Below are 22,109 nucleotides of genomic sequence, written 5' to 3'. Positions count from 1 at the left end.
TATAAGTTTTACATTCTTAGTTTGGAGTAAAAGGCATGCGTAAAATATTTTTATTACGAGGCGCACCCGGCTCCGGTAAATCTTCATTCATTGCTCGCCATCACTTACAACCATACGCGATTAGTCGTGATCAAATTAGATTATTATTGGCGAACTTAACCTATTTTTATGAAGAAGATACCGATTGCTTACATCAAGTAATTCCGCGCTATGCGAATAAGCAAACAGAGCGGTTAGTTGACTACCTCGTAGAAGAAAAGATGAAGCGCGGCGAAACGGTAATTGTTGATAGTACCCATGTTGTTTCTGATAGTATTGAACACTATAAGCCTTGGGTTGAGCGTTATCGTTATGAATTATTCGTCGTTGATTTAATGTACCACAAGAGCTTGCGTAACTTGCTTAATCGTAATCAAGTGCGCCGGCAATATGATTGGGTCAAGCCAGATGTGGTTCGAGAAATGTACTTGACCTACAAGGATAATTGGCAGGTGCCTGAATGGGCGCACGTGGTTAATCCTAATCAGATGGGCAATGTGTTGTCACAAAAGGAGAGCGATTTAGATCATTTTGCACATGTAATTGCTGTCCCAGATAAAGTTGCGGAGGCAGATTTTCCGCATGTGCATATTTCTAATTTTTACTTTTCCTTTAATGATCGGTTTACAGAAAAGTACGGTACTTACCGCAACGTGATTACAATCGGTAAAACGGAAGAAGAAGTTATTAAGGAATTTCGCTTACCATATTTTGTGTTCAAGTTTCATCACAAACACTTTCTAATTTCAGCGTATCCGATCAGAAATGAGTTGCTGGATCCGATTAAAAAGGTCAAAGGTGTGTGGACGTATTCAACGGGATTGGTTAATCTAGCTGATTTTATGCACAAAGTACCACAGAGCAGACCGCAACATGTGCACCAATTTAATTTGAGTAAATTACACTCAGATCGTTTGTTGCATATTTGGTAGTCTAATAGACGTTACATTTAGGTGTGGCGTCTTTTTTTGTAGGCAAAATTAGGTTGACTAAATAATATTAATAAATTAAAATTATTTAGTGTATTAGCATACTAGTATGCACAGAAAGGGAAAATTGAGAAAGATGAAGAAAAATAAAAAAGCAATCGTTACTTTAGTAATTTGTCTAATCGTGGTTCTGCTGGGTGCCGTTATTTATTTGGGACATCGCGGGAGTACTTCAAGTAAGGCGAATAGTCAACCAACTAAAACCAGAATAGTTTATCCGCAAAAATTTACTAAAGTCAAAGTGGATGTTGATGTAGCTGATGTCAGTATTCGACAAGGTAAGAAATATCAAGTAAAGATTAGCGATAATCAGAAGAGTAGAATTACCACTAATGTCAAGAATAGTGAATTAGTGGTTACTCAGCATGGGCAGCTGCACAATCACTTTTTCAATATTGGTAGCATATCAATTAATGGCAAGCACCTAACTGCTAAATATCGGGTCGAAATAACAGTTCCAGACAAGAATTCACTTACTAAAATTGCTGCGCAAACAAGTACAAGTGATTTGGAGTTAAATAATTTACAGTTGCAAAAGATCGTAGTTGATTCTGATACCGGTGATATTGACTTTAACCGCATCACTGCAAATGAATGCAAGCTGTCGAGTGATACAGGTGACATTGAGATTGATGCTAGTCAACTAAAAAATGTCATTGGTGATACTGATACTGGTGATGTGGATATTTCTACGTCGCGCTTATTAGGTAATAATTCATTCTCATTAGATACTGGTGATTTTACTCTAGACGATGCCACTAAGAAGATGACATATCATTTGTCAGTCGATACGGGGGACATTGAGTATTTTGGCGATGATGTAGACGATCATTTGATTAAAAATTACTCCGGTAGTAAAGCAACGCTTAAGGTTGATTCTTCAACTGGCGACATCACGATTGACTAACGTTCACTTAGTTTTGCCATTTAAATTTTATTAATTTAAATTTGCTGAAGCCATAAAAAATAGTACAATAAGATAGTAATACTTTTGGAAGCGTTTTTTATGAAAGCAGATAGAATGAAAATGCAAAAAGAAGAATTAAAAGATAAGTTTACTGAAATATATCATGAAAACCCTAAGGGTTATTATTTTTCCCCAGGTAGAATTAATTTAATCGGTGAGCATACTGACTATAATGGTGGTCATGTATTTCCATGTGCAATTACCTTGGGAATATATGGTGCTGTAAGTGCCCGCGATGACCAGACATTTCGTCTTTACTCTACCAGTTTTGCGGAGCTGGGCATAATTGATGTTGACCTGAATGACCTCCATTTTGTCAAAGAGGATTCTTGGACTAACTATGCTAAAGGGATGATGCACTTTTTATTAACTAAAGGTGCGCAAATTACGCATGGCTTAAATATTTATATCGACGGCAACATTCCCGACGGTGCGGGCTTGTCTTCGTCAGCTGCTCTGGAAATGTTAATCGGCGTGATTTTGAAAGATCAGTTTGACCTCGACTTTAGTGCGCTTGATCTTGTCAAGATGGGTGTTTCAACTGAGAATGACTTCATTGGCGTAAATTCAGGAATTATGGACCAATTTGCAGTAGCGATGAGTAAGCAAAATCAGGCAATCTTACTTGATACCAATACTCTAGACTACAGTATGGTGCCCCTCAATTTGCAAGATAATGTCATTGTCATTATGAACACGAATAAGCGGCGTGAACTAGCAGATTCCAAATATAATGAGCGCAGAAGTGAGTGTGAACAGGCACTTCATGACTTACAAAAAGGATTAAATATTAAATCTTTAGGCGAGCTTGATAGCAGAACCTTGGACCAATATAGTTCGCTGCTATCTTCAGAAACACTGCTCAAGAGAGCGCGCCATGCAGTTTGGGAAAACGAGCGGACATTATACGCTGAACAGGCGTTGCAAAAAGGCGACTTGGCACAATTTGGGCGGCTAATTAATGCTTCGCATGTATCTCTAGAAAACGATTATGAGGTTACAGGTAAGGAACTGGATACGCTTGTTCATACCGCATGGCAGCAGCCAGGCGTATTAGGTGCAAGAATGACAGGTGCTGGTTTTGGCGGCTGTGCAATTGCGCTGGTTAATAAAAAAGATGTGGAAGCATTTAAGCAAAGTGTCGGCACTGTATATGAGCAAGTGATTGGCTACGCGCCATCGTTTTATCTTGCTGAAACTGCAGATGGTGCCAAGGTCTTAAAGTAGTTAGTGATGGGAATGTAAAAAATGCAAACAAATTTAGTTGATCAATTTGTTACGCAAGTAATTGCTGCAGGTGATGCTACAGAACTAGATCAGATTTATTTAGTTAATCAAGTGTTAGCGTTAGTCGGCGATGATGCCCGTGAATTGACGACAACAAGTACAGAACTAATTGATTTAAAGGACGAACTAGTTGCCGTCGCTTTGAAAAATGGTAATTGTGGTCCAACTCTCAACGAGCAAGACGTTTTAGGGGCCCAGTTAATGAACTTGCTGGTGCCGCGTCCGAGCGTTGTTAACCGCAACTTTTGGCAGACATATCAGGACAAGCCGGAACAGGCGCTTGCCGACTTTTATCAATTGAGTAAACGCAGTGACTATATCAAAACGCGCGCAATTGCTAAAAATATTTACTTTGTCACTCCTAGTGAATTTGGCGATTTAGAAATCACGATTAACCTGTCTAAGCCAGAAAAGGACCCGCGGGCAATTGCGGCGGCTAAGAAGGTAAAGGCAACAGGGTATCCTTTATGTCAATTGTGCAAGGAGAATGAGGGCTATTTAGGCCGAGTTAATTATCCTGCCCGCAGTAATCATCGGATTATTCGCTTTAAGATTGGCGATGAGGTCTGGGGTTTTCAGTATTCGCCTTATGCTTATTTTAATGAGCACTGTATTTTCCTTTCTGCTAAACACGAAGGAATGAAAATTTCGGAAAAAACGTTTGTGAGACTACTTAATATTATTGAACAATTTCCGGGATATTTTGCTGGGAGTAACGCCGATTTGCCAATTGTTGGTGGTTCGATTCTTGCTCATGAGCATTATCAAGGTGGTCGTCACAGTTTTGCAATGATGAAAGCCAAGGTGAAGACTGAGCTTAATTTTGCTGGCTTTGATGATGTTACAGCTGGAATTGTTAAGTGGCCGATGTCCGTCATTCGCTTACGCAGTCAGAATAAACAGCAATTGGTTGCACTGGCTAACAAAATTTTGCAGGCATGGCGTGATTATAGCGATGAACAAGTCGATGTTCGGGCATTTACTGGTGAGACGCCGCACCACACGATTACACCAATTGCGCATAAGCAAGGCGACCAGTTAGTACTGGACTTAGTATTACGTGATAATCAAACTTCGGATAAATATCCTGATGGTATTTTTCATCCTCATCAAGACGTCCAACATATTAAAAAAGAAAATATTGGTTTAATCGAAGTGATGGGGTTAGCGATTTTGCCACCCCGGCTTGAGCCGGAGATGCAAGAAGTGCGGAAGTTTCTGCTAGGTGAAAAGAACAAGATTGCAGCGATGCATTTACCGTGGGCCGAACAGATTAAAGCACAAAATTCTATTACAGCAGCTAATGTTGATGCAATTTTGCAGGCAGAACTTGGTAAAGTCTTTGCGAGAGTGCTTGCAGATGCGGGCGTCTTCAAGCAAACAAAGGACGGACAAGCGGCGTTCATGCGCTTTGCTCAGAGCGTTGACTTAAACTAGAGTAAATAAACGTTGAAGAAATTCAACGTTTTTTTAATACGCAAAAACGACCACTTAGTCATGATGAGCGACCACTTGGACAGGAACTATTGTCTTAACTGAGAAAAAGATTTTAATTAACTTAAAGAGATTTATTTAAGGTTAATTATTTGAAGGAGAACTCATGATTATAAAATACTACTCCAAGTCGAAGCTCGTCTTAATGTGCATTTTAGGGATTGTTGCTAGCACGGAAAATATCGTGATGGCATATATGACAGGCACATTAGTTAATATTGGTACAACAGGTCAGTTGCAAAAACTGCCGCGATTTTTAGTAACAATTTGCCTCCTTTTTCTCGTCGTCTTTTGTGCTAAGCTTGGTTACAATTATTTGAAAAATGACGCAATTAGGCAAACGAACAGTACGTTAAGAACTAAGATTTTTAATGGGATGCTGCACGAAGAGCGCGCAGAAAATTCAGCCGGGTTAAGTTTTTTGACAAGTGACTTTAAACTGCTTGAGACTAACCGGTTCGGTGCTGAAATTAACATCGCGATGAGCTCCTGCATGCTGGTTTTATCCTTAAGCTACGCGTTTTATATCAATTGGCTGCTCACCATTCTGTTCTTTGTTGGATCAGCTGTGCCAATGTTTGTTGTCGGTTTCTTCCAAAAGCCGTTGCAAAAAGCATCAGACTCTTGGACTGATGCTAATGAGCAATACGTTAACCAGACTAAGAACTTCCTGGCGGGAGCTGACTCCTTGCGGTTATATCGCCGCCAGCAAAGTGGTGTTGTTAAAAACCAGCGAGTTGTTAATCAACTGGAAAAAGCATTAGCACGGATGAATTTGCTAAATGACAATTCACAGGCTTTAGTTAATCTTGTTGCCGAAATTGGCACATTTTTAGTGCCAATTTTGGTCGGAATTTACTTAATTGTTAAGGGGCAGACAACACTAGGAGCATTATTTGCGGTTGTGCAGCTGTCTAACTCATTTGTGAACCCAATTTTAACGATTATGCAAGAACGCAATCACTTTTCAACGACTAAAAATATTGTGGCTAAGATTAAACAATATTTATCTTTTGGTGAACAGAGCGAGCCGGCCAAAGTAACTGACTTCAAGCAAGCAGTTACTTTTTCGCAAATTGCTTTAGCTAGAAAACAGCAATTAGCTCACGGCATTAATTTAGAAGTTAAAAAGGGCCAAAAGATAGCAATTATTGGGCCATCGGGCAGTGGTAAGTCAACCTTGTTCCAATTTCTATTGTCTGGCAAGTTTGGCCAAGCTGCTAAAATCTCAGTTGATGGTCAAGATTATTCAATTGAGCAGCTCACGGATTTATTTGCTTATGCCAGCCAAGCGCCAGTGATTTTTGCGAATAATTTGTGGTTTAACCTGACTTTAGGAGCTGAAATTCCTGCGGCCAAAGTTAAGGCAGTTTGTTCAATGTTGCAGTTAGATGAAATAGTCCAAGAAAAAGGTTTCGATTACCAGTTAGGTGAGAATGCCGACCAGCTGTCAGGCGGTCAATTAGCGCGAATTGAACTAGCGCGGGCGATTTTGGCTGAACGGCCAATCCTGTTGTTAGATGAAATTAATGCTTCGCTTGATCGGGCAACTGCGAATAAAATTCACCATTATTTGCTTAATTCAGACTTGACTTTTGTTGAGGTGATCCATCATTATGAAGCAAATGAATTAAAGCAATATGATCAGGTAATCGACTTTAATGATTACCAATAAAATCTTGGGGGGAATAGAAAATAATGGCAAAATTGTTTTTAGCATCAATGTTAAATAATGTTCGTGATTTATTACCCGAATTTGCGGGTGATTTGCACGGCAAAAACGTGGCGTACATTCCAACGGCCAGTAATGTTGAAAGAGGCCATCATGCAATGGTGCGGACAGAAAGTAAATTATTAGCAAACTATTTGGGCATGCAGGTTAATGTTTTGGATCTAGCGGTTGCTTCTGCTGCTGAAATTGCAACCGGCCTGCAAGCTGCCGATGCAATTTATGTTTCTGGTGGCAATACTTTTTATTTACTGCAGGAATTGAAGCGAACGGGTGCTGACCGCTTGATTATTCGCGAGGTTAATGCCGGTAAATTATATCTTGGCGAATCAGCCGGAGCCGCAATCACGGCACCTGATATTGAATACATTAGTTTGATGGACAGCACCAAAAAGGCCCCGAATTTACATGATTTTCACGCATTAAACCTAGTTGATTTTTATGTTTTGCCGCACTATTTAAGCTTTCCATTTAAACGGAAGTCGCAGCGAGTTTTTGCCAAGTATTCTTCCCGCTTGCCTTTAAAGACGATTAGTAATCACGGGGTAGTAATGGTTAATGATGATATAGTTACAATTACTGAAAAATAAACAAAGCATTATTGTAAAAGTAGCGCTTTTTTAAATATTAACTTGAAAATAGTAACTAATTTTTGTTACGATAGTATACTTAAGTAATTTTAGTACATGATGCTGGTACTATTATTACACCACTTTAGTCTTTAAACTACTTTGGCCGCAAATCTTGCGTGATGATTAACATTTTAACGGAGCAGAATCGGTAAAAAGTAAGTGGAAGAATGAAAATTCTTCAATTTTGGAGGTAGACTAGTGGCTATTAGTAATCTTTTGTTAATTATTTTTGCGTGTGTGTCGTCGTTTTAACGCGGCATTATTTCGGTAATTGACCGTTACCAAATGGGATATCGCAAGCAAAGTTCAATTAATGTTAACTTTTTGAATAATTTGTGCAGCACAGCACTCGTAACTGTGCTGTTAATTGTGATGTTAAATCGGTTTTCGGCGCCAACATTAACAGGTGAATATCTGTGGCACATTGGTATTTATGGCCTGCTTGCGCAGTTAGTTGCCTACGGCTATAGTTACGTGTTCAAAAAGGTCACAATTATGCAGTCAATTGTTTTGAGTAAAATGACAGACCTGTTTATTCCAGTGGCAATCTTTTTGACGATGGGCTACTTTAGTCAATCAGCTTATTTGATTTCAATTGTCTCAACAATAATTGTTGTTTGTTACATTATTTTTAAACAACGGCATAGCGAATTAAGCGTTAAGACTTTGCTGACAACATTTATGGTTATTGGCCCGTTATTGATTGTGCAGGCGGCTCTTTCACCACTTTTGACTAAAGGCGTGGTAAAGCCAATTGATTTGATTTATTTTACGATTGCGACGATTTATATTCGGTGCATAATCACAATTATCACTTTTTTGGTAAAAAATCATGGCCTTAAATTTAAGCTGGGGAAATTTACTAAACAAGTTTTCTGGATTTATGCGGCGCGAGCAATTTTGACACTGCTAGCGCAGGTGACATATACGTTGGCAACGTCGTCACCGAATTCGGGGATTGCATGGGTCTTTCTCAATATGACTAACTTATACAGTGTTATTTTTGGTAGTTTTGCTTTAAAAGAAAAAATTCATGTTGCCGATGTTGTACTAATTATTTGTATTTTTGGCTTGGCATTACTATCAAAATAATTTTTACTGCAGCAAAAAAGCGTTACTTAATGTAACGCTTTTTGTCTACAATTCTTTACTTAAAAGCTAAAGCACCCATTGGGTCCCAAGGCAATAGTTGAATTGGATCCTTGCTGCCTTCATCAAAGGCCTTCTTCAGGTCATCAGGCAGGAACTTCTTGTTGATAACAGCTTGATAAACAAATGAATCAAACCAAGAATCGCTCATGACGAAGTAACCCTTGAATCCAGGTTTAGTACCCCATGAGTTTTCAATCTTCCATTTAGTTGGCTTGTTGTCTACCAGGTCAACGCCAGTAATTACCATGGCGTGATCCATCATGCTTTCACCAGAGTCAAGCATGTCAGCCTTGGACATTGAGAAGTCAACGTCAAATAATTCGTCACGCTTGTAAATGTTGGTATCGAGCAAGCCGAGTTGGCGATCAGAATCCTTACCAACATTGGAGCCGAACCAGACAACTTCGCCAGCCTGCAATTGCTTGATAATTAATTCTTTCATTTCGTCAATCTTCAAGTTTAGGTGACGAACTTGCCGACCACCGACAACGTTGCCAAGGTATTCAACTGAAAAGACCTTGTGATAAGGCTTGTCGCTTGTTGGTGAGTTGATAGTAGAAACGTGGTCCTCAAGGTTCATGCCGACATATTTGTCGAAGAATTCCTTTGGTGTAATTCCAGCTTCTCTATGGTAATTACCATCATCATCTTTGTATTCAAAGTCAAACTTGGTAGGTGGTACACCAAGTGAAATAGCCAAAATCCGGAAAACGTCGTTTAACATTTCGGTCTTACGTGCTTGGATTTCATCTTCGGACTTGCCATCGTTGACTAAGTCACGTAATTCTAAGCCATCCTTACGTAATAAGGTGTTCAAGGTGTCGTTTAATGCACTTGAATTTGTGGCGTTAGCTGTTTCTGGATAAACGGTCTTTGGCACAATACCGTATTTTTGGATTAAGCCGCAAAGCATATCCCATTGACCACCGTCTTGTTGTGGGGTAGCAAATAAAAAGGTAACTTTACGATCGCCTAATGGCTTGTCGGCTGTTGCAATAACGTTTTCGAAGAACCAGTTAGATTTTTCAAATTTATCCCAAAAGTTAGTATAGTTTTGGGATAATTCAAAGTCCTTAACCTTGTATTCCTTTTGCAATGGGTGACGCATCGTGTTCAAAGCTGAGAACATCCAGCAGCGACCTGATTGCTTTTGATCAGCTGGTTTACCCGTGTCAATTTCAACTGAAAAAGTTGGGTCTAAGTCGATTTTGGTTTGCGTATTTTGACTAGCCTTGTAAATGCCATTTTCTTGGGCAGCATGACTGGCAATGTTAACACCAGCATGTTTAGCAAGATCTTGAGTGTATTTGCTAATAGCATCGTTTGTGATTTCTTTTGTCATAAAATATTCCTCCTTGATAATTGGTATAACTAATATTTTAGCCTATAACAGCGCTAACGTCTATTAGCTAGGTAATAATTAATTTTAATCAAAATAGTATTTGTGAATATTAAGCAAAAAAAGCCCTAATTGTTACCTAGTTAATTAAATTTAAAAGCTATTTTGTAAAAAGCATGCAATACTTACAGTAAATTCAACAATATTTTCTTACAAGATAATTGAATTAATACGATAAATTTATGTTATCTTATGTGAAAAGGATAATATATTGGTTAAACAAAAAGGGAAGAACAATGAATTATAATTTAATGCCAGTCAAGTATTTTGTAGATGTTGTTCAAACACATGGCTTTATTTCTGCTGCTAAAAGAAATTATGTTTCCGAAACTGCTGTCAGTTCAGCGATCAAAAAATTGGAGAACGAATTAGGACACAAGTTACTTAATCGGACAGCCGGCGAATTTTCTTTAACGCCAACTGGAGAGCTTTTCTATGAGCGAGCTGTCGAAATTATTAATTCTTATAGCGAAATCTGGCACAATCCGGATAAGCATCCTGAAAAATTATTGCGCATTCATTTTTTGCAAGGATTAGAGGCTAATGCTGCTAGGCTTGCTAGTTGTCTACCTAAAAAGTACGTCGTTAGCTTTGATGAGGAGGCATTCAACACCAGTATCAGCCGGCTGCTTAAAAATAATTATGATCTACTAATTGGCTTCCAGCTTGAATTTGCGGGTAATAGTAAGGTGGTAACTTTACCACTAGAGAAAGTTGACTTTGACTTAGTATTTAATTCTCAAGCTGTCCAAAAATATGGTCAGAACCTAAAGAAATTGGCACAAAATTCAACGATCTATATGCAGGATTGGCGCTCAACAGGGATTTTAAATATTCAGACAGCAATGCTTGAGGCATATGCTCAAGATGGTTGGTGCTATAAGGAAGTAGCGGCGGTGAATGATTTTTCGGCTGCGTATTTAAATGTTAATTATAAAGGCGGCATGACAATGGTGCCTAGTACCTTTCAGTCTGTCAATTATTGTGAAAATATTTACAGAATATCACCTGAACATTTGAAGGGTAAATTTGAAATCGTTGTGGCGTTCAGTACCAGTAAACAAAAGGAATTCTCTAGATTAATCACCAAGGCAATAACTTTAAGTTATCGGTAGTAACTTTTTTATGTTAGCGTTTTCTTGTGATTGGTTTTACAATTTTTATTGTAATAAAAGTCACAAGAAAGGTGGAATTTGAATGGAAACTATTTCAACGAAAGTAGTGGTTGTAGGTTCGGGTTCATCTGGAATTTCTGCAAGTTTTGAACTTTATCAACAAAATATTCCGTTTGTTCTCATTGAAAAGGGAAATAAAGTTGGTGGCGCTGGTAAGTTTGGTGCCCACGGTGTTTTTGCGATTAATTCTGAGCAACAGGAGAAGTTAGGCGTTAAGTATAACTATCGTGAAGCGTTTCAAGGCTTGACAGACTATAACCACTTTTTTGTTAATGGTGAGTTATTGGCCAGATTTTTAAAAGAATCTGGTAAAAATATTGCGCGGTTAACCGAAATGGGCTTGCCGGTCACTGTTGAGCAAAGTGAGCAAAAGGCTCACTTAAATGACCCGCTTGTTTATCATAAGTTCAATGATTTCAAGGAAAAGATTACTAATTGGGATAAATTGCCTGCCAAATTTGAAGCAGCTGGGAATCATGTATTAACCGAAACCGAAGCTGTTGACCTTGACTACGACAATGGCTTAAAAGCTGTCATTGCCAAAGACAGCACTGGTAAACAAATCAGAATTGAAGCCAGCAAAGTTATTTTTGCCGATGGTGGATATTGCGGCAGCGACGAGATGATGCGGGAGCGCTATTCAGATACTGACGAGTTACTAAACTTGGGCGAGCATAAGTCAACCGGTGTTGGTATTCGGTTATCGCAAAAGTTGGGCGCTGATTTGCGTCACAGTCCGGTCTTGTTTGCTCATGGTTGTGCACCAAGTATGCAAATTAATCCAATGAAGCGTGATAGCGGCGTCGAAACTCTAACTAACGTGCCATTATTGTGGTTAGACCAAACTGCTAACCGGTTTGTCAATGAAGATGTTGTTTATGACTTTGCGATGTGGGCTAATGCGGCACACAATGTTCACGGTAAATATTATGTTGTGTTAGACCAAGCAACACTTGATTACTTCAAGAATCATGAAGTTGAGCTAGAAGATACGTTTGAAAGACAGTTCTGTGATGTTGGTGAAGAGCCACGAACTGCTGTTGGTCCACTGCCAAATATTCAACAAGACTTTGATGCTGCTATTAAAACCGGTGAGGTTGTTAAAGCAGATACGCTTGAAGAATTAGCACAAAAGTTAAATGTACCAGTCGATGCTTTGAAGCGCAGCCTAGCTTCATACAACAAGGCAGTTGAAAATAAAACTGATGATACTTTCTTAAAGCCAGCTGACGAACTACTTTTTGGTGTTCATGATGGTCCGTTCTACGCAATTATTGAACATTGTGCAATTTTGGGAACTTTGGATGGTGTGAATGTCAATCGCAATTGCGAGCCGGTTAGAGAAGATGGCTCGCCAATCAAAGATTTATATATTGTTGGTAATAATGTTAACGGACTTTATTCAGATGGTTACCCAAGTTATGAAGGAATTGCGAATGGTTTTGCCTTTGTTTCAGGTTGGATTGCCGCTAAAGAAGCAATTAAGAGTTTAAATTAGGAGAAGAAAAATGTTAAAAGATAAAGTTGCGATGGTTACAGGTGCTGCTCAAGGAATTGGTTATGCAATTGGTGAAGAATTTGCGATTCAAGGTGCAAATGTTGTATTGACAGACTACAACCCAAGCGTTATTGACGCAGCCAAAGAGTTGAACAAAAAATATGATGGTGAAATTACTGGCTTGGTTTTAAATGTTATGAAAACCGACAGTATTGTAGACAGTTTAAATAAAATCATCGACACTTATGGCAAGCTGGATTATGCCGTTAACAATGCCGGTGGTGGTGTGCTTAAGCCATTTGCTGAATTAACCGATGACGATTTTGATAAGACCATCAACCTTGACTTGCGTGGAACATTCTTATGTATGCGTGAAGAAATCAAAATTTTCTTAAAGCAAGGTTATGGTTCGATTGTTAATGCTGGTGCTTTAGGTAGTATCTACAATCCAGGTGGTATGGGTGCTTATAACGCTGCCAAGAACGGTATTATGGGAATGACCCAAGCAGCAGCCGTTGATTATGCAGAAAACAATATTCGCGTAAACTGTGTTGCTCCTGGTTTAACCAAGACACCATTAAACGATGGTGGCTTCCTTGAGAAGATTTTGCCAACTGTCCCAATGAAACGTTACGAAACTGCAGCAGAAGTCGCAAAAGTTTACGTCTTTGTCGCTAGTGAAGCAACCTTTATGACTGGTCAAACCATTCTGAGTGATGGTGGTGTTTCAGTTGGTTTGAAATAGGAGGCAGGTTAATGTTTCCTAAGAAAGCACACTATGATTTAGTGATTGTCGGTGGTGGCCTGTCAGGCTTAGCTGCGGCAGTTAGTGCTGGTGAAAACCATCTTGATACCTTAATAATTGAAAAAGGCCGGTCATTAGGCGGCGACGGCAATTATGTTGAAGGCGCCATGGGTGTAGATAGTTATTTGCAAAAGCAAGAGGGAATTGAAATTGATCCTACTCGGCTTTTGCAGGATGAACTAAATTATTCTCACTATGAAGCCAATGCACCACACTTAAAGAAGTTTATTAATCAAAGTGGTGCAATCATTGATTGGTTGCATGATTTAGGCGTTGAATTTGTTAAAGTTGGTCCGCAAGGAAAGAGTTGGCCAACAATTCACACCTTTACTGGTGGCGGTAAGGCAGCAATTGAGACCTTACTAGCTAAAGTTAATGAATACGGAATTGAAATTGTAACGAGTATCAGTGCGCAAAAGATTTTGCAACACAATGGTCATGTTTCTGGATTGATGATTAAGAATGAAGCTACTGGTCAAATGCGTGAATTAGCAGCAGATGATGTGATTCTTGCCACAGGTGGCTATATCGATAACCCAGAATTGGTTAAGAAGCGGACGCCACTTAACAGTCGGTTGTTATCCGTTAGTGATGGCAAGTCAACTGGTGATGGGATGCAGCTTGCATGGCAGGCGGGAGCTGAACATTATCAAATGGGCGCAATCCAATATGGTGGTGGTGCAATTTTTGATAAAACTAAACCGCCATTTGTCCATATGGCTTCGCAATTGGCAGCCGCTGCTACGCAAGAAGCAATCTTATGGGTTAATGAGCGCGGTGACCGGTTCGTCAATGAAGATGTTAATGACAACATGTGCCATGCCGGGAGCAGTATTTTAACGCAGGCGAGAACATTTTCAATTTTGGATCAAGCTGCTGTGGACCATTTAACTAATGTTGGCTTATATAAGGAACTGGGTAACTCACCGGTTTCGCCAGAAAAGTTAGATAATTTAACTATGGAGATTGAGCGCGATCTTAAAAATAACGAGAAATACTTAACCAAAGCTGATTCAATTGCAGACCTTGCTGACAAGCTTAACTTGCCTAACTTGAAATCAACAATCGAGCGTTATAACGAAGTCGCTAGCCAAGGTAAAGATAGTGACTTCGGCAAGGCTGCAGATTATCTGACACCACTCAAGAAGGGCCCATATTATGCTGTTGAACTTGGCGTTGGAATGGCATGTGCGCTTGGCGGCATTCGGGTTGACAATGATAACGAAGTCTTAAATAGTTATGGTTATCCTCTTGAGGGACTCTATGCTGTTGGTAATGATGCTGCTGGCATGCTAGTTGGTGATACTTACGCTGTTACCTTGCCGGGAAGTACAGCTGGTTATGCTGCCTTTTCTGGCCGCAATGCAGTCATAAGTATTTGCAAAGGAAAGCGGTAAAGAGTGAAAGTTTCTCAACAATATGTTACTAAAACGCGTATCGGTGTTTTAGCAGTTAGTATGATTGGCATGGCAGCCTTAGCCATTACCCCATCGTATGCGGCGATTGCCCAGCATTTTGCCTTAAACAATACCAGTGTGCAAATGCTGACCTCGCTACCCAACCTGTTTATGATGGTGGCTGGGTTAATCATTGGTAAATTGACGGCCAGCAAGATTAATTTAAAAAGCTTAACGGTTGGCTCAATTCTGCTGGTCGTAATCGGTGGCTTATTGCCGGTATTCTTCCATGAAAGTTTTGCTTTTTTGATAATTTGTTCTTGCTTAGTTGGTTTGGGTCAAGGAGCTTGCACTAATCTGACGCAAGTTCTGATCTCCCAAATTTTACCTAAAAAAGAACGTGAATCAACGATGGGCATCTCAACCACCTTCATTAACATTGGTGGGGTTGTCTTTATCATGGGTGGTGGTCAGTTAGCCGCCGCAAGTAGCTGGGTTAATAATTATTGGATTTATCTCTTTTCATTATTAATTCTGCTAGTCGTTCTTCTGTTGTTGCCGCTGCATCCCAAAGATGTTTCTGGTAATACTAGTCAGAATCAAGAACCGGGTAAAATTAAGTTAAACAAGTATGTGTTCTATTGTGCATCGTGGGCATTTTTAACAATGCTGTTAAATAATGTCTTGAATAACAATATTTCACTCTTTGTTGTCGAGCAGCACTTAGGTGCCACGTCGCAAGCCGCATTGACCTCGACAATTTCCCTAATTGGTGGGATGCTCTGCGGCTTAATCGTGGGAATCATCGGTAAGAAATTCAGATATTCGTCAATTGCACTCTCATTTTTACTTTATGGTGTAGCGTATTTATTAATTGGCTTTATCCATTCATTAATTATTGTCTTCGTTGGCAGCTTTTTAGTTGGTGCAGCCATGAGTATTGCAATGGGGCAGTTCCCTTATCTGATTTCACTTGCCGTTGATGATAGCAGTGTGTCGATGGCGTTAGGTGTTTATGTTGCCATTTACTCAGTTGGCGGTGTTGTTAGCCCGTTTATCGTTAATCCGTTGACAGCAATGGTTAAGAATATCGGAATTAATGTCTTCTCAGTTAGTGGCATCTTGGCAATAATAATCAGTTGTTGCTGTCTGCTGTTTAAGTTCCAAAAGAATTTAATCAAGAATTCCTGTAATTAGTAGAATATTTTACTGAAAAAGCTCGTAAGAATCATACTTGCGAGCTTTTTTGGTTAGTTAAATTTTAAAGAGTGCAGCTATTTTTGTGCTGGCTTGTGATACCAAACTTTGTTAAATTCGGGATGCTGACTAAAGTAGTCAATTACTAGTGGATCGAGCGGCCAGATTGGCAGCTGTGATTCTTGAGCAATTTCTAAGACTGACGCCATTTGCTCTGCTAAAATTTGCTTACTGTCTGTTGCGGGATTAATAAAGAAGTGGTTCATAACCCAGACAGTGGCATCTTGGCGCTCAATCTTATCCATTGTCCAGCGGCAAATAAGAATGTCGTTATCATCATAAATTTCACAAAATTGGTGCGGATCGTTAATATTATCCATTGATGTATCCTTTACAAAATAAATTTGACTTTTTACGTATTTATTATAGAAGATTTTAATTAAAGCTCGCAATCTATTGTAAAATAGTTTTACAAAGGTTAAAGGGAGTAAATAATGAATAAAACACGGGGTTTTGAGATCGTATCGAGTTATGAAAATAAAAATATTAATTTACCGCGGCGGCAAACGATTGCCAGTGCTGGTTATGACTTAGAAGCTGCTAAGGACATGATTATTCCCAGCATTTGGCGGTTGAATTTTGTGCGGATTTTTCGCTTAATTAGAAACGGGCATCACTTATATGAACCTGATTATCAACTGGCGGACCAAATCTTGCAGCCGCTGCTAATTCCAACGGGCGTTAAAGCATATATGCCTGACAATGAGGTGTTATTGCTGGCCAACCGGTCGTCCAATACTTTTAAGCGTAACTTAAGCCTCCCCAATGGGATTGGTGTGATTGATTCTGACTATTACAATAATCCTAATAATGAGGGCGAAATTTTTATGCAGGTGATTAATTATGGTGTGCGGCCGCTGCAAATTCACAAGGGTGACCGGATTGGACAGGGGATTTTTGTTCAATATTTAAAAACCGATAATGACTTGCCTGTTAGCCGGCAGCGGACCAATGGCTTTGGCTCAACTAATAAGGAAGGAAACTAAATGGCAAAAATCAAGACTAAGTATAAATGCCGTTCGTGCGGCTATATCTCGGCTAGTTACTTAGGGCGCTGTCCTAATTGTGGAGCGTGGAACCAGTTTGAAAAAGAAACTGAACAGGTAGTAGCACGGTCAAGTAAGGCCAGCCCTAGTAGGTTGATTAAAAAAACTGGGGTTAATGAGCCGGTACAACTTAATAGTGTTAAAGCAGAAAAAGAAGAACGCATCCAGACTAAATCCGAGGAACTAAATCGGGTGCTTGGCGGCGGCATTGTTCCCGGGTCATTAGTTCTAATTGGTGGTGACCCCGGAATTGGTAAGTCGACACTGATGTTGCAGATTATGAGTGATCTGGCTAAAGATCATAAGGTGTTGTATGTTTCCGGTGAGGAATCGGCTAATCAGATTAAGCTGCGGGCTAATCGCTTAGGGTTAGGTGCCAGTGATATGTTGCTGTTTCCAGAGACCGATATGGAAGATATTCGCCAGCAAATTGCGGACGTGCAACCTGACTTTGTTGTCATTGATTCAATTCAAACGATGAATGAGCCAAGCCTTGATTCGATGACGGGTTCAGCTTCGCAGGTGCGCGAGGTTACCAGTGAATTAATGAAAATTGCCAAGATGGATGCAATTACAGTCTTTGTGATTGGCCACGTAACTAAAGAAGGGGCAATTGCTGGACCAAAAATTTTGGAACATATGGTTGATACGGTTCTGTACTTTGAAGGCGACGAGCACCATGCTTACCGCATTTTGCATTCTGTTAAAAACCGCTTTGGTGCTGCTAACGAAATTGGGATGTTTGAGATGGTCAATGAGGGCTTGCAAGAAGTCACTAATCCGTCGGCAATTTTCTTAGATGAACGTTTGCCTAAGTCCACGGGGTCGGCGATTGCCGTTTCGCTTGAGGGCACAAGGCCATTACTGGCAGAAATTCAAGCGCTGGTAACCCCGACGGCCTTTGGCTATGCCAAGAGAACAACATCGGGAATTGATTATAATCGGGCTGCATTATTATTGGCGGTTTTGGAAAAGCGTGGCAACTTAATGCTGCAAAATCAGGATGTTTACCTGACCGCAACTGGTGGTATTCGCTTGAATGAGCCGGCAGTTGACTTAGCTGTTGTGATGGCGATTGCTTCCAGTTATAAAAATCAAGAGATTTTACCAACTGACTGTTTTGTTGGCGAAGTTGGTCTGACTGGCGAAGTCCGCCGGGTTAATAAAATTGAAGTTCGGATTAAAGAAGCAGCGAAAGTCGGCTTCAAGCGAATTTTTATTCCGCGGCACAATATGCAGGCTAGTTTGAAGAACTTAGGAATAGAAGTAATTCCTGTTTCTAGCATTCCGCAGGCATTAAAGTTGGTTTTAGGCTAGCAAATATTGAACTTTTTGCTGATTACGGGTAAACTAAAATTGTTTGAATTTACTATTTTTGAAAGAGGCATGAATTTTGGCTAAACAAAAGATTCGTGTAAGATATGCCCCAAGTCCAACGGGACACTTGCACATCGGTAACGCACGGACCGCGCTGTTTAATTACTTGTTTGCGCGGCACACTAAAGGAACTTTAGTGTTAAGAATCGAAGATACAGACCAGAAGCGTAACGTTAAGGGCGGTTCACAGTCACAGATGGAGAACCTGCACTGGTTAGGCATTGACTGGGATGAAGGTCCAGACAAGGGCGGCGACTTTGGTCCGTATCGTCAATCCGAACGTAAAGACATCTATAACAAGTACATCAAGCAATTAATTGATGAAGGTAAGGCATATTACTCATACAAGACTGAAGAAGAGCTTGAAGAGCAACGTGAAGAGCAACGAGCAATGGGAATTGCCCCGCACTACACTTATGAATATGAAGGCATGACTGCTGATGAAATCAAGCAGGCACAAGAAAAGGCTGAAGCTAAGGGCTTAACGCCAGTTGTCCGGATTCATATTCCAGAAATGGTTACTTATGCTTGGGATGATATTGTTAAGGGTCATTTAAGCTTTGAATCTGACACTATCGGTGGCGATTTTGTTATTCAAAAGCGCGATGGCATGCCAACTTACAACTTTGCGGTTGTTATTGATGACCACTTGATGGAAATCACACATGTTTTGCGTGGGGATGACCACATCTCAAACACGCCTAAGCAATTGGCCGTTTACCAAGCTCTTGGCTGGGAACCACCGAAGTTTGGTCATATGACTTTGATTATCAGTGCTGACACGGGTAAGAAATTATCTAAGCGTGATGAATCAGTCTTGCAGTTTATTGAACAATATCGTGACCTCGGTTACTTACCAGATGCAATGTTCAACTTCATTACTTTGCTTGGTTGGTCACCGGGTGGTGAAAACGAAATCTTTAATCAACGTGAATTGATTAAGCAATTTGATCCAGAACGGTTATCCAAGTCGCCAGCTACCTTTGACCAAAAGAAGTTGGAATGGATTAACAACCAATACATCAAGAAGGCTGATCGTGACACCTTGCTAGACTTGTCATTGAACAACTTGCAAGAAGCTGGTCTAGTTGAGCAAGATCCGACACCAGAAAAGATGGAATGGGTTCGCCAATTAGTTAACATCTATTCAGTGCAAATGTCTTACACTAAGCAGATTGTTGATTTGGCTAAAATCTTCTTTGATGCACCAAAGGATTTGAGCGATGCAGAAATTGATGAAATCCGTAAGGATGAAGCTCGTCCAGTAATTGAAGAATTCAAGAAGCAAATTAATTTGATTCCACGTTTTACAGCGCCACAAATTATGAACGCTGTTCAAGCAACTCGGCGTGAAACCGGAATTAAGGGCAGACGCTTGTTTATGCCAATTCGAATTGCAACAACTCGATCAATGGTTGGCCCTGGAGTAGGGGAAGCCATGGAACTTTTGGGCAAAGCAAGAGTGATTGAACACCTCGATTTGACCTTAAAGCAAATGAGCGAAAATGGTCTTTAATGATTAATAAATGAAAAAGTTGACTTACTGTTAAAGTAGGTCAGCTTTTTTGTTTTGTAATTAAAAAGCAATAGGTATAACCAAAAATTCAGATAATAAAATATTATATTTAGCTAGCAATTATTTTAACAATCTAATATAATGTTAACAATATACTCAAGAAATGGGGGCAGGATAATGAGCAAGCATAAACAAGCGAGCGATAAGTTAGGATTTATTGCGATTGTCTTTTTAACAATTAACCTAATTATCGGGTCAGGAATCTTTTTAACTCCTGGCACGGTAGTTAGACAGGTGGGTAGCAAATCCCTGCTAGTCTATCTTTTAGCTGCAGTTTTTGCAGCTGTACTAGCACTGCCATTTGCCTCCGCGTCCAAATACGTTAATAAATCCGGCTCCTCCTATGCTTATGCTAAAGCTGCATTTGGTGATAAATTTGGCTTTTATATTGGCATTACCTGTTATTTTGCTAATGATGCCGTGTGGTGTACAAGTTCGGTTGGCATTGTTAAGGCAATTATTGCGATTTTGGGTGGTAATCCCAATCGATTTATGTCGATTACTGCTGGCTTGCTACTATTAATGTTGTTGAATTTAATCATCAATTTATTTGGTCAGCGGATTACTAAGTATGTTATGAATTTATCAACAGTTTGCAAGACTTTATCATTAGTAGTTTTAATTGTTGCGGGAGCGATTATCTTAATGACTACTGGTAGCAATTATGATTTGAGTGCAGTTGACCGCATTCGTGAGAGTGGCAAAGTTATTGTCCCGACGGTAACAGTTAGCACCTTTATGATGGCAGTCGTTTCGGCACTGTATGCTTTCTCGGGTTTTGAAGCCGTGGCATCGGGTGCTGAAGATATGGAAGAACCCGAGAAAAATTTGCCGCGGGCGATTCCGTTGGCCGTAATTTTGATTGCTTTCATCTATATTGGCGTTTTAGCAGTGGCCATGCTGCTAAATCCAAGTGCTTTAATGAAGACAAACCAAGTGGTAGCACTGGCAACAATTTTTGCTAATCCATTGTTGAACAACATTGTGTTGGCTGGGGCACTAATCTCAATGCTAGGGATAAATTTTGCTTATAGTTTTAGTGCACCGCGATTTTTGGAGGCAATGGCACGTGAGCACCAACTATCAACGCATTTAACCAAGAGAACCAAGCGTAATTTTCCAATTAGAACGTTTTTTATCTCGGCAGCAATCACAACTTTGATTCCGATGGCTTTCCAGTATGATTTGACTAATTTAGTCACTTTGGGGTCCATCGTCAGATTCTTGGAATTTGCGGTAGTGCCGATTGCGGTCATTCAATTTTATCGTGGCCATAATAAAGGTGAAATTTTACCGGCAAATAAGAATTTGCTGACCGATGTGGTGGCATCGGTATTGTCCGTCATCATTGTGCTATTTATGTTAGTCGAATATAACTGGCGAGTACAATTTGGGATAATCGTAAACGGCCAAGTAGTTGGCATTAACTGGTACGCAATTTTGGCAGTTGGCTTTGGCTTTGTGATTTTGCCGTTATTGATGTATTTGATTTCTCGGCGAGAATGGCAAGACGCAGAATAAATGTTTTATATATTAAGGTCCTATTAAATATAGGATCTTTTTTATTGGCAAAAACCTTGATAAACCAGCACGCAAAGAATCTTTGCTTGAACTTTCATCAACAATTAAGCAAAATTGATGGTGTAATGGAGGGGCAAATAATGAGATTCGGTGAACATCTAAGGCAAGCGCGGCTAGCTAAAAATTTGACGCAGGAACAAGTAGCGCAAGAATTTGCCATCACTCGGCAGACACTTTCAAATTGGGAGAATGAAAAATCCTATCCCGATATCGGCAGCTTGATTAAGCTAAGTGATTATTACCAGATTACACTTGATGAATTGCTGAAAGAGGATTCTGGGATGCGCGAAAACCTGGAAAAGCGTGAGGTCGTTAATAATCTGAAACAGATTAAGAAAAAACTGGTGGTTGCTGTTATCGGAATGTTAGTTGTCGGCTTAAGTGCAGTATTTTCAAAAGATAATGTTTCAACGATAGCAATGATTTTATTCTGGATTAGCGACCTGACACTGTGCTCAGCCTTGATGGACGTAAATAATTTTGATCAGTCACAATCTTTAGGCTTGGAATATAATTGGCAGAAATTTTTGACAAGTAATAAAGGAAAATATGTAGAAGTCACACTGGTCATTGGGCTAACAATCGGGTTGAGTTTGATTATTGGCCAAGTTAGAGGCCTTGTTATGTCAATAGGATTAGGCAGCGGATTTTTAGTAGGAGCTTGGCTATATCGCCATCATAAATATTAAGATATTAACAAAAATAGCCT

The 22,109-nt window shown here is 39.8% G+C and carries 19 protein-coding genes; 17 read left to right on the top strand and 2 right to left on the bottom strand.

Annotated features, from left to right (window positions below):
- The first annotated feature begins 35 nt into the window (after positions 1-35).
- The 7 genes from OZX63_RS07120 to OZX63_RS07090 all read left to right on the top strand — a co-directional run bounded on the left by OZX63_RS07120 (position 36) and on the right by OZX63_RS07090 (position 8,229).
- The gene (locus OZX63_RS07120) at positions 36-971 is read left to right on the top strand and encodes an AAA family ATPase (RefSeq protein ID WP_277142737.1); all 936 of its coding nucleotides are present in this window, start codon (positions 36-38) and stop codon (positions 969-971) included.
- 133 nt (positions 972-1,104) lie between these two features.
- The gene (locus OZX63_RS07115) at positions 1,105-1,935 is read left to right on the top strand and encodes a DUF4097 family beta strand repeat-containing protein (protein ID WP_277142735.1); all 831 of its coding nucleotides are present in this window, start codon (positions 1,105-1,107) and stop codon (positions 1,933-1,935) included.
- A 120-nt stretch (positions 1,936-2,055) separates the two neighbouring features.
- Positions 2,056-3,222, top strand: a complete 1,167-nt coding sequence (locus tag OZX63_RS07110; RefSeq protein ID WP_277145110.1) for a galactokinase — start codon at positions 2,056-2,058, stop codon at positions 3,220-3,222.
- A gap of 21 nt (positions 3,223-3,243) precedes the next feature.
- Entirely contained in the window at positions 3,244-4,719 is a 1,476-nt protein-coding gene (galT, locus tag OZX63_RS07105; protein ID WP_277142733.1) for a UDP-glucose--hexose-1-phosphate uridylyltransferase, read from the top strand.
- A 163-nt stretch (positions 4,720-4,882) separates the two neighbouring features.
- The gene (locus OZX63_RS07100; RefSeq protein WP_277142731.1) at positions 4,883-6,451 is read left to right on the top strand and encodes an ABC transporter ATP-binding protein; all 1,569 of its coding nucleotides are present in this window, start codon (positions 4,883-4,885) and stop codon (positions 6,449-6,451) included.
- A 23-nt stretch (positions 6,452-6,474) separates the two neighbouring features.
- A complete protein-coding gene (locus OZX63_RS07095; RefSeq protein WP_277142729.1) occupies positions 6,475-7,095 on the top strand; it encodes a Type 1 glutamine amidotransferase-like domain-containing protein in 621 nt (206 codons plus the stop codon).
- 327 nt (positions 7,096-7,422) lie between these two features.
- Positions 7,423-8,229 (top strand): hypothetical protein, encoded by an 807-nt coding sequence (locus OZX63_RS07090; RefSeq protein ID WP_277142727.1) that lies wholly within the window; start codon positions 7,423-7,425, stop codon positions 8,227-8,229.
- Positions 8,230-8,284: 55 nt separating this feature from the next.
- On the opposite strand, the gene pepC is transcribed toward OZX63_RS07090, so the two are convergent.
- Positions 8,285-9,631 (bottom strand): aminopeptidase C, encoded by a 1,347-nt coding sequence (gene pepC / locus OZX63_RS07085; protein ID WP_277142726.1) that lies wholly within the window; start codon positions 9,629-9,631, stop codon positions 8,285-8,287.
- A gap of 293 nt (positions 9,632-9,924) precedes the next feature.
- Between pepC and OZX63_RS07080 the strand changes: the two genes are divergently transcribed.
- From OZX63_RS07080 to OZX63_RS07060, 5 genes are all read left to right on the top strand, one after another.
- Complete coding sequence (locus OZX63_RS07080; RefSeq protein WP_277142724.1) at positions 9,925-10,803, top strand: LysR family transcriptional regulator; 879 nt, start codon at positions 9,925-9,927, stop codon at positions 10,801-10,803.
- Positions 10,804-10,885: 82 nt separating this feature from the next.
- Positions 10,886-12,361 (top strand): FAD-binding protein, encoded by a 1,476-nt coding sequence (locus tag OZX63_RS07075; protein ID WP_277142722.1) that lies wholly within the window; start codon positions 10,886-10,888, stop codon positions 12,359-12,361.
- Between the two features lie 10 nt (positions 12,362-12,371).
- Positions 12,372-13,106, top strand: coding sequence for an SDR family NAD(P)-dependent oxidoreductase (locus tag OZX63_RS07070; RefSeq protein WP_277142721.1), 735 nt, complete (start codon positions 12,372-12,374; stop codon positions 13,104-13,106).
- Positions 13,107-13,117: 11 nt separating this feature from the next.
- Positions 13,118-14,563: an FAD-binding protein gene (locus OZX63_RS07065; RefSeq protein ID WP_277142719.1), complete on the top strand. Its 1,446-nt coding sequence runs from the start codon at positions 13,118-13,120 to the stop codon at positions 14,561-14,563.
- Between the two features lie 3 nt (positions 14,564-14,566).
- Entirely contained in the window at positions 14,567-15,760 is a 1,194-nt protein-coding gene (locus tag OZX63_RS07060) for an MFS transporter (RefSeq protein ID WP_277142717.1), read from the top strand.
- 77 nt (positions 15,761-15,837) lie between these two features.
- Here the strand turns inward: OZX63_RS07060 and OZX63_RS07055 are convergent, their stop codons facing one another.
- Positions 15,838-16,140 carry a hypothetical protein gene (locus OZX63_RS07055; protein ID WP_277142715.1) on the bottom strand — a complete coding sequence of 101 codons (303 nt, stop codon included), beginning with the start codon at positions 16,138-16,140 and terminating at the stop codon, positions 15,838-15,840.
- 114 nt (positions 16,141-16,254) lie between these two features.
- On the opposite strand from OZX63_RS07055, the gene OZX63_RS07050 reads away from it, so the two are divergent.
- From OZX63_RS07050 to OZX63_RS07030, 5 genes are all read left to right on the top strand, one after another.
- Positions 16,255-16,806, top strand: a complete 552-nt coding sequence (locus tag OZX63_RS07050; RefSeq protein ID WP_277142713.1) for a dUTP diphosphatase — start codon at positions 16,255-16,257, stop codon at positions 16,804-16,806.
- Complete coding sequence (radA, locus tag OZX63_RS07045; protein WP_277142712.1) at positions 16,807-18,183, top strand: DNA repair protein RadA; 1,377 nt, start codon at positions 16,807-16,809, stop codon at positions 18,181-18,183.
- Between the two features lie 76 nt (positions 18,184-18,259).
- Positions 18,260-19,759, top strand: a complete 1,500-nt coding sequence (gene gltX, locus OZX63_RS07040; RefSeq protein ID WP_277142709.1) for a glutamate--tRNA ligase — start codon at positions 18,260-18,262, stop codon at positions 19,757-19,759.
- A gap of 177 nt (positions 19,760-19,936) precedes the next feature.
- On the top strand, positions 19,937-21,340 hold the full coding sequence (locus OZX63_RS07035; RefSeq protein WP_277142707.1) for an APC family permease: 1,404 nt from the start codon (positions 19,937-19,939) through the stop codon (positions 21,338-21,340).
- Between the two features lie 140 nt (positions 21,341-21,480).
- Complete coding sequence (locus tag OZX63_RS07030) at positions 21,481-22,089, top strand: helix-turn-helix transcriptional regulator (protein WP_277142705.1); 609 nt, start codon at positions 21,481-21,483, stop codon at positions 22,087-22,089.
- The last annotated feature ends 20 nt before the right edge of the window (positions 22,090-22,109 follow it).

Source organism: Lactobacillus sp. ESL0700, from assembly GCF_029392095.1.
In the GTDB taxonomy this organism is placed as follows: Bacteria; Bacillota; Bacilli; order Lactobacillales; family Lactobacillaceae; genus Lactobacillus.
Note: the sequence above shows the minus strand (reverse complement) of the source record. Positions and strands in the feature narration are given on the sequence as shown.

What these genes read in the sequence shown, in the direction of transcription:
- OZX63_RS07120 (WP_277142737.1), top strand. Translation starts at nt 36, where the DNA reads ATGCGTAAAATATTTTTATTACGAGGCGCACCCGGCTCCGGTAAATCT.
- OZX63_RS07090 (WP_277142727.1), top strand. Translation starts at nt 7,423, where the DNA reads ATGGGATATCGCAAGCAAAGTTCAATTAATGTTAACTTTTTGAATAAT.
- OZX63_RS07030 (WP_277142705.1), top strand. Translation starts at nt 21,481, where the DNA reads ATGAGATTCGGTGAACATCTAAGGCAAGCGCGGCTAGCTAAAAATTTG.
- OZX63_RS07070 (WP_277142721.1), top strand. Translation starts at nt 12,372, where the DNA reads ATGTTAAAAGATAAAGTTGCGATGGTTACAGGTGCTGCTCAAGGAATT.
- galT (WP_277142733.1), top strand. Translation starts at nt 3,244, where the DNA reads ATGCAAACAAATTTAGTTGATCAATTTGTTACGCAAGTAATTGCTGCA.
- OZX63_RS07035 (WP_277142707.1), top strand. Translation starts at nt 19,937, where the DNA reads ATGAGCAAGCATAAACAAGCGAGCGATAAGTTAGGATTTATTGCGATT.
- OZX63_RS07055 (WP_277142715.1), bottom strand. Translation starts at nt 16,140, where the DNA reads ATGGATAATATTAACGATCCGCACCAATTTTGTGAAATTTATGATGAT.
- OZX63_RS07065 (WP_277142719.1), top strand. Translation starts at nt 13,118, where the DNA reads ATGTTTCCTAAGAAAGCACACTATGATTTAGTGATTGTCGGTGGTGGC.
- OZX63_RS07110 (WP_277145110.1), top strand. Translation starts at nt 2,056, where the DNA reads ATGCAAAAAGAAGAATTAAAAGATAAGTTTACTGAAATATATCATGAA.
- pepC (WP_277142726.1), bottom strand. Translation starts at nt 9,631, where the DNA reads ATGACAAAAGAAATCACAAACGATGCTATTAGCAAATACACTCAAGAT.
- OZX63_RS07115 (WP_277142735.1), top strand. Translation starts at nt 1,105, where the DNA reads ATGAAGAAAAATAAAAAAGCAATCGTTACTTTAGTAATTTGTCTAATC.
- radA (WP_277142712.1), top strand. Translation starts at nt 16,807, where the DNA reads ATGGCAAAAATCAAGACTAAGTATAAATGCCGTTCGTGCGGCTATATC.
- OZX63_RS07100 (WP_277142731.1), top strand. Translation starts at nt 4,883, where the DNA reads ATGATTATAAAATACTACTCCAAGTCGAAGCTCGTCTTAATGTGCATT.
- OZX63_RS07095 (WP_277142729.1), top strand. Translation starts at nt 6,475, where the DNA reads ATGGCAAAATTGTTTTTAGCATCAATGTTAAATAATGTTCGTGATTTA.
- OZX63_RS07075 (WP_277142722.1), top strand. Translation starts at nt 10,886, where the DNA reads ATGGAAACTATTTCAACGAAAGTAGTGGTTGTAGGTTCGGGTTCATCT.
- OZX63_RS07080 (WP_277142724.1), top strand. Translation starts at nt 9,925, where the DNA reads ATGAATTATAATTTAATGCCAGTCAAGTATTTTGTAGATGTTGTTCAA.
- OZX63_RS07050 (WP_277142713.1), top strand. Translation starts at nt 16,255, where the DNA reads ATGAATAAAACACGGGGTTTTGAGATCGTATCGAGTTATGAAAATAAA.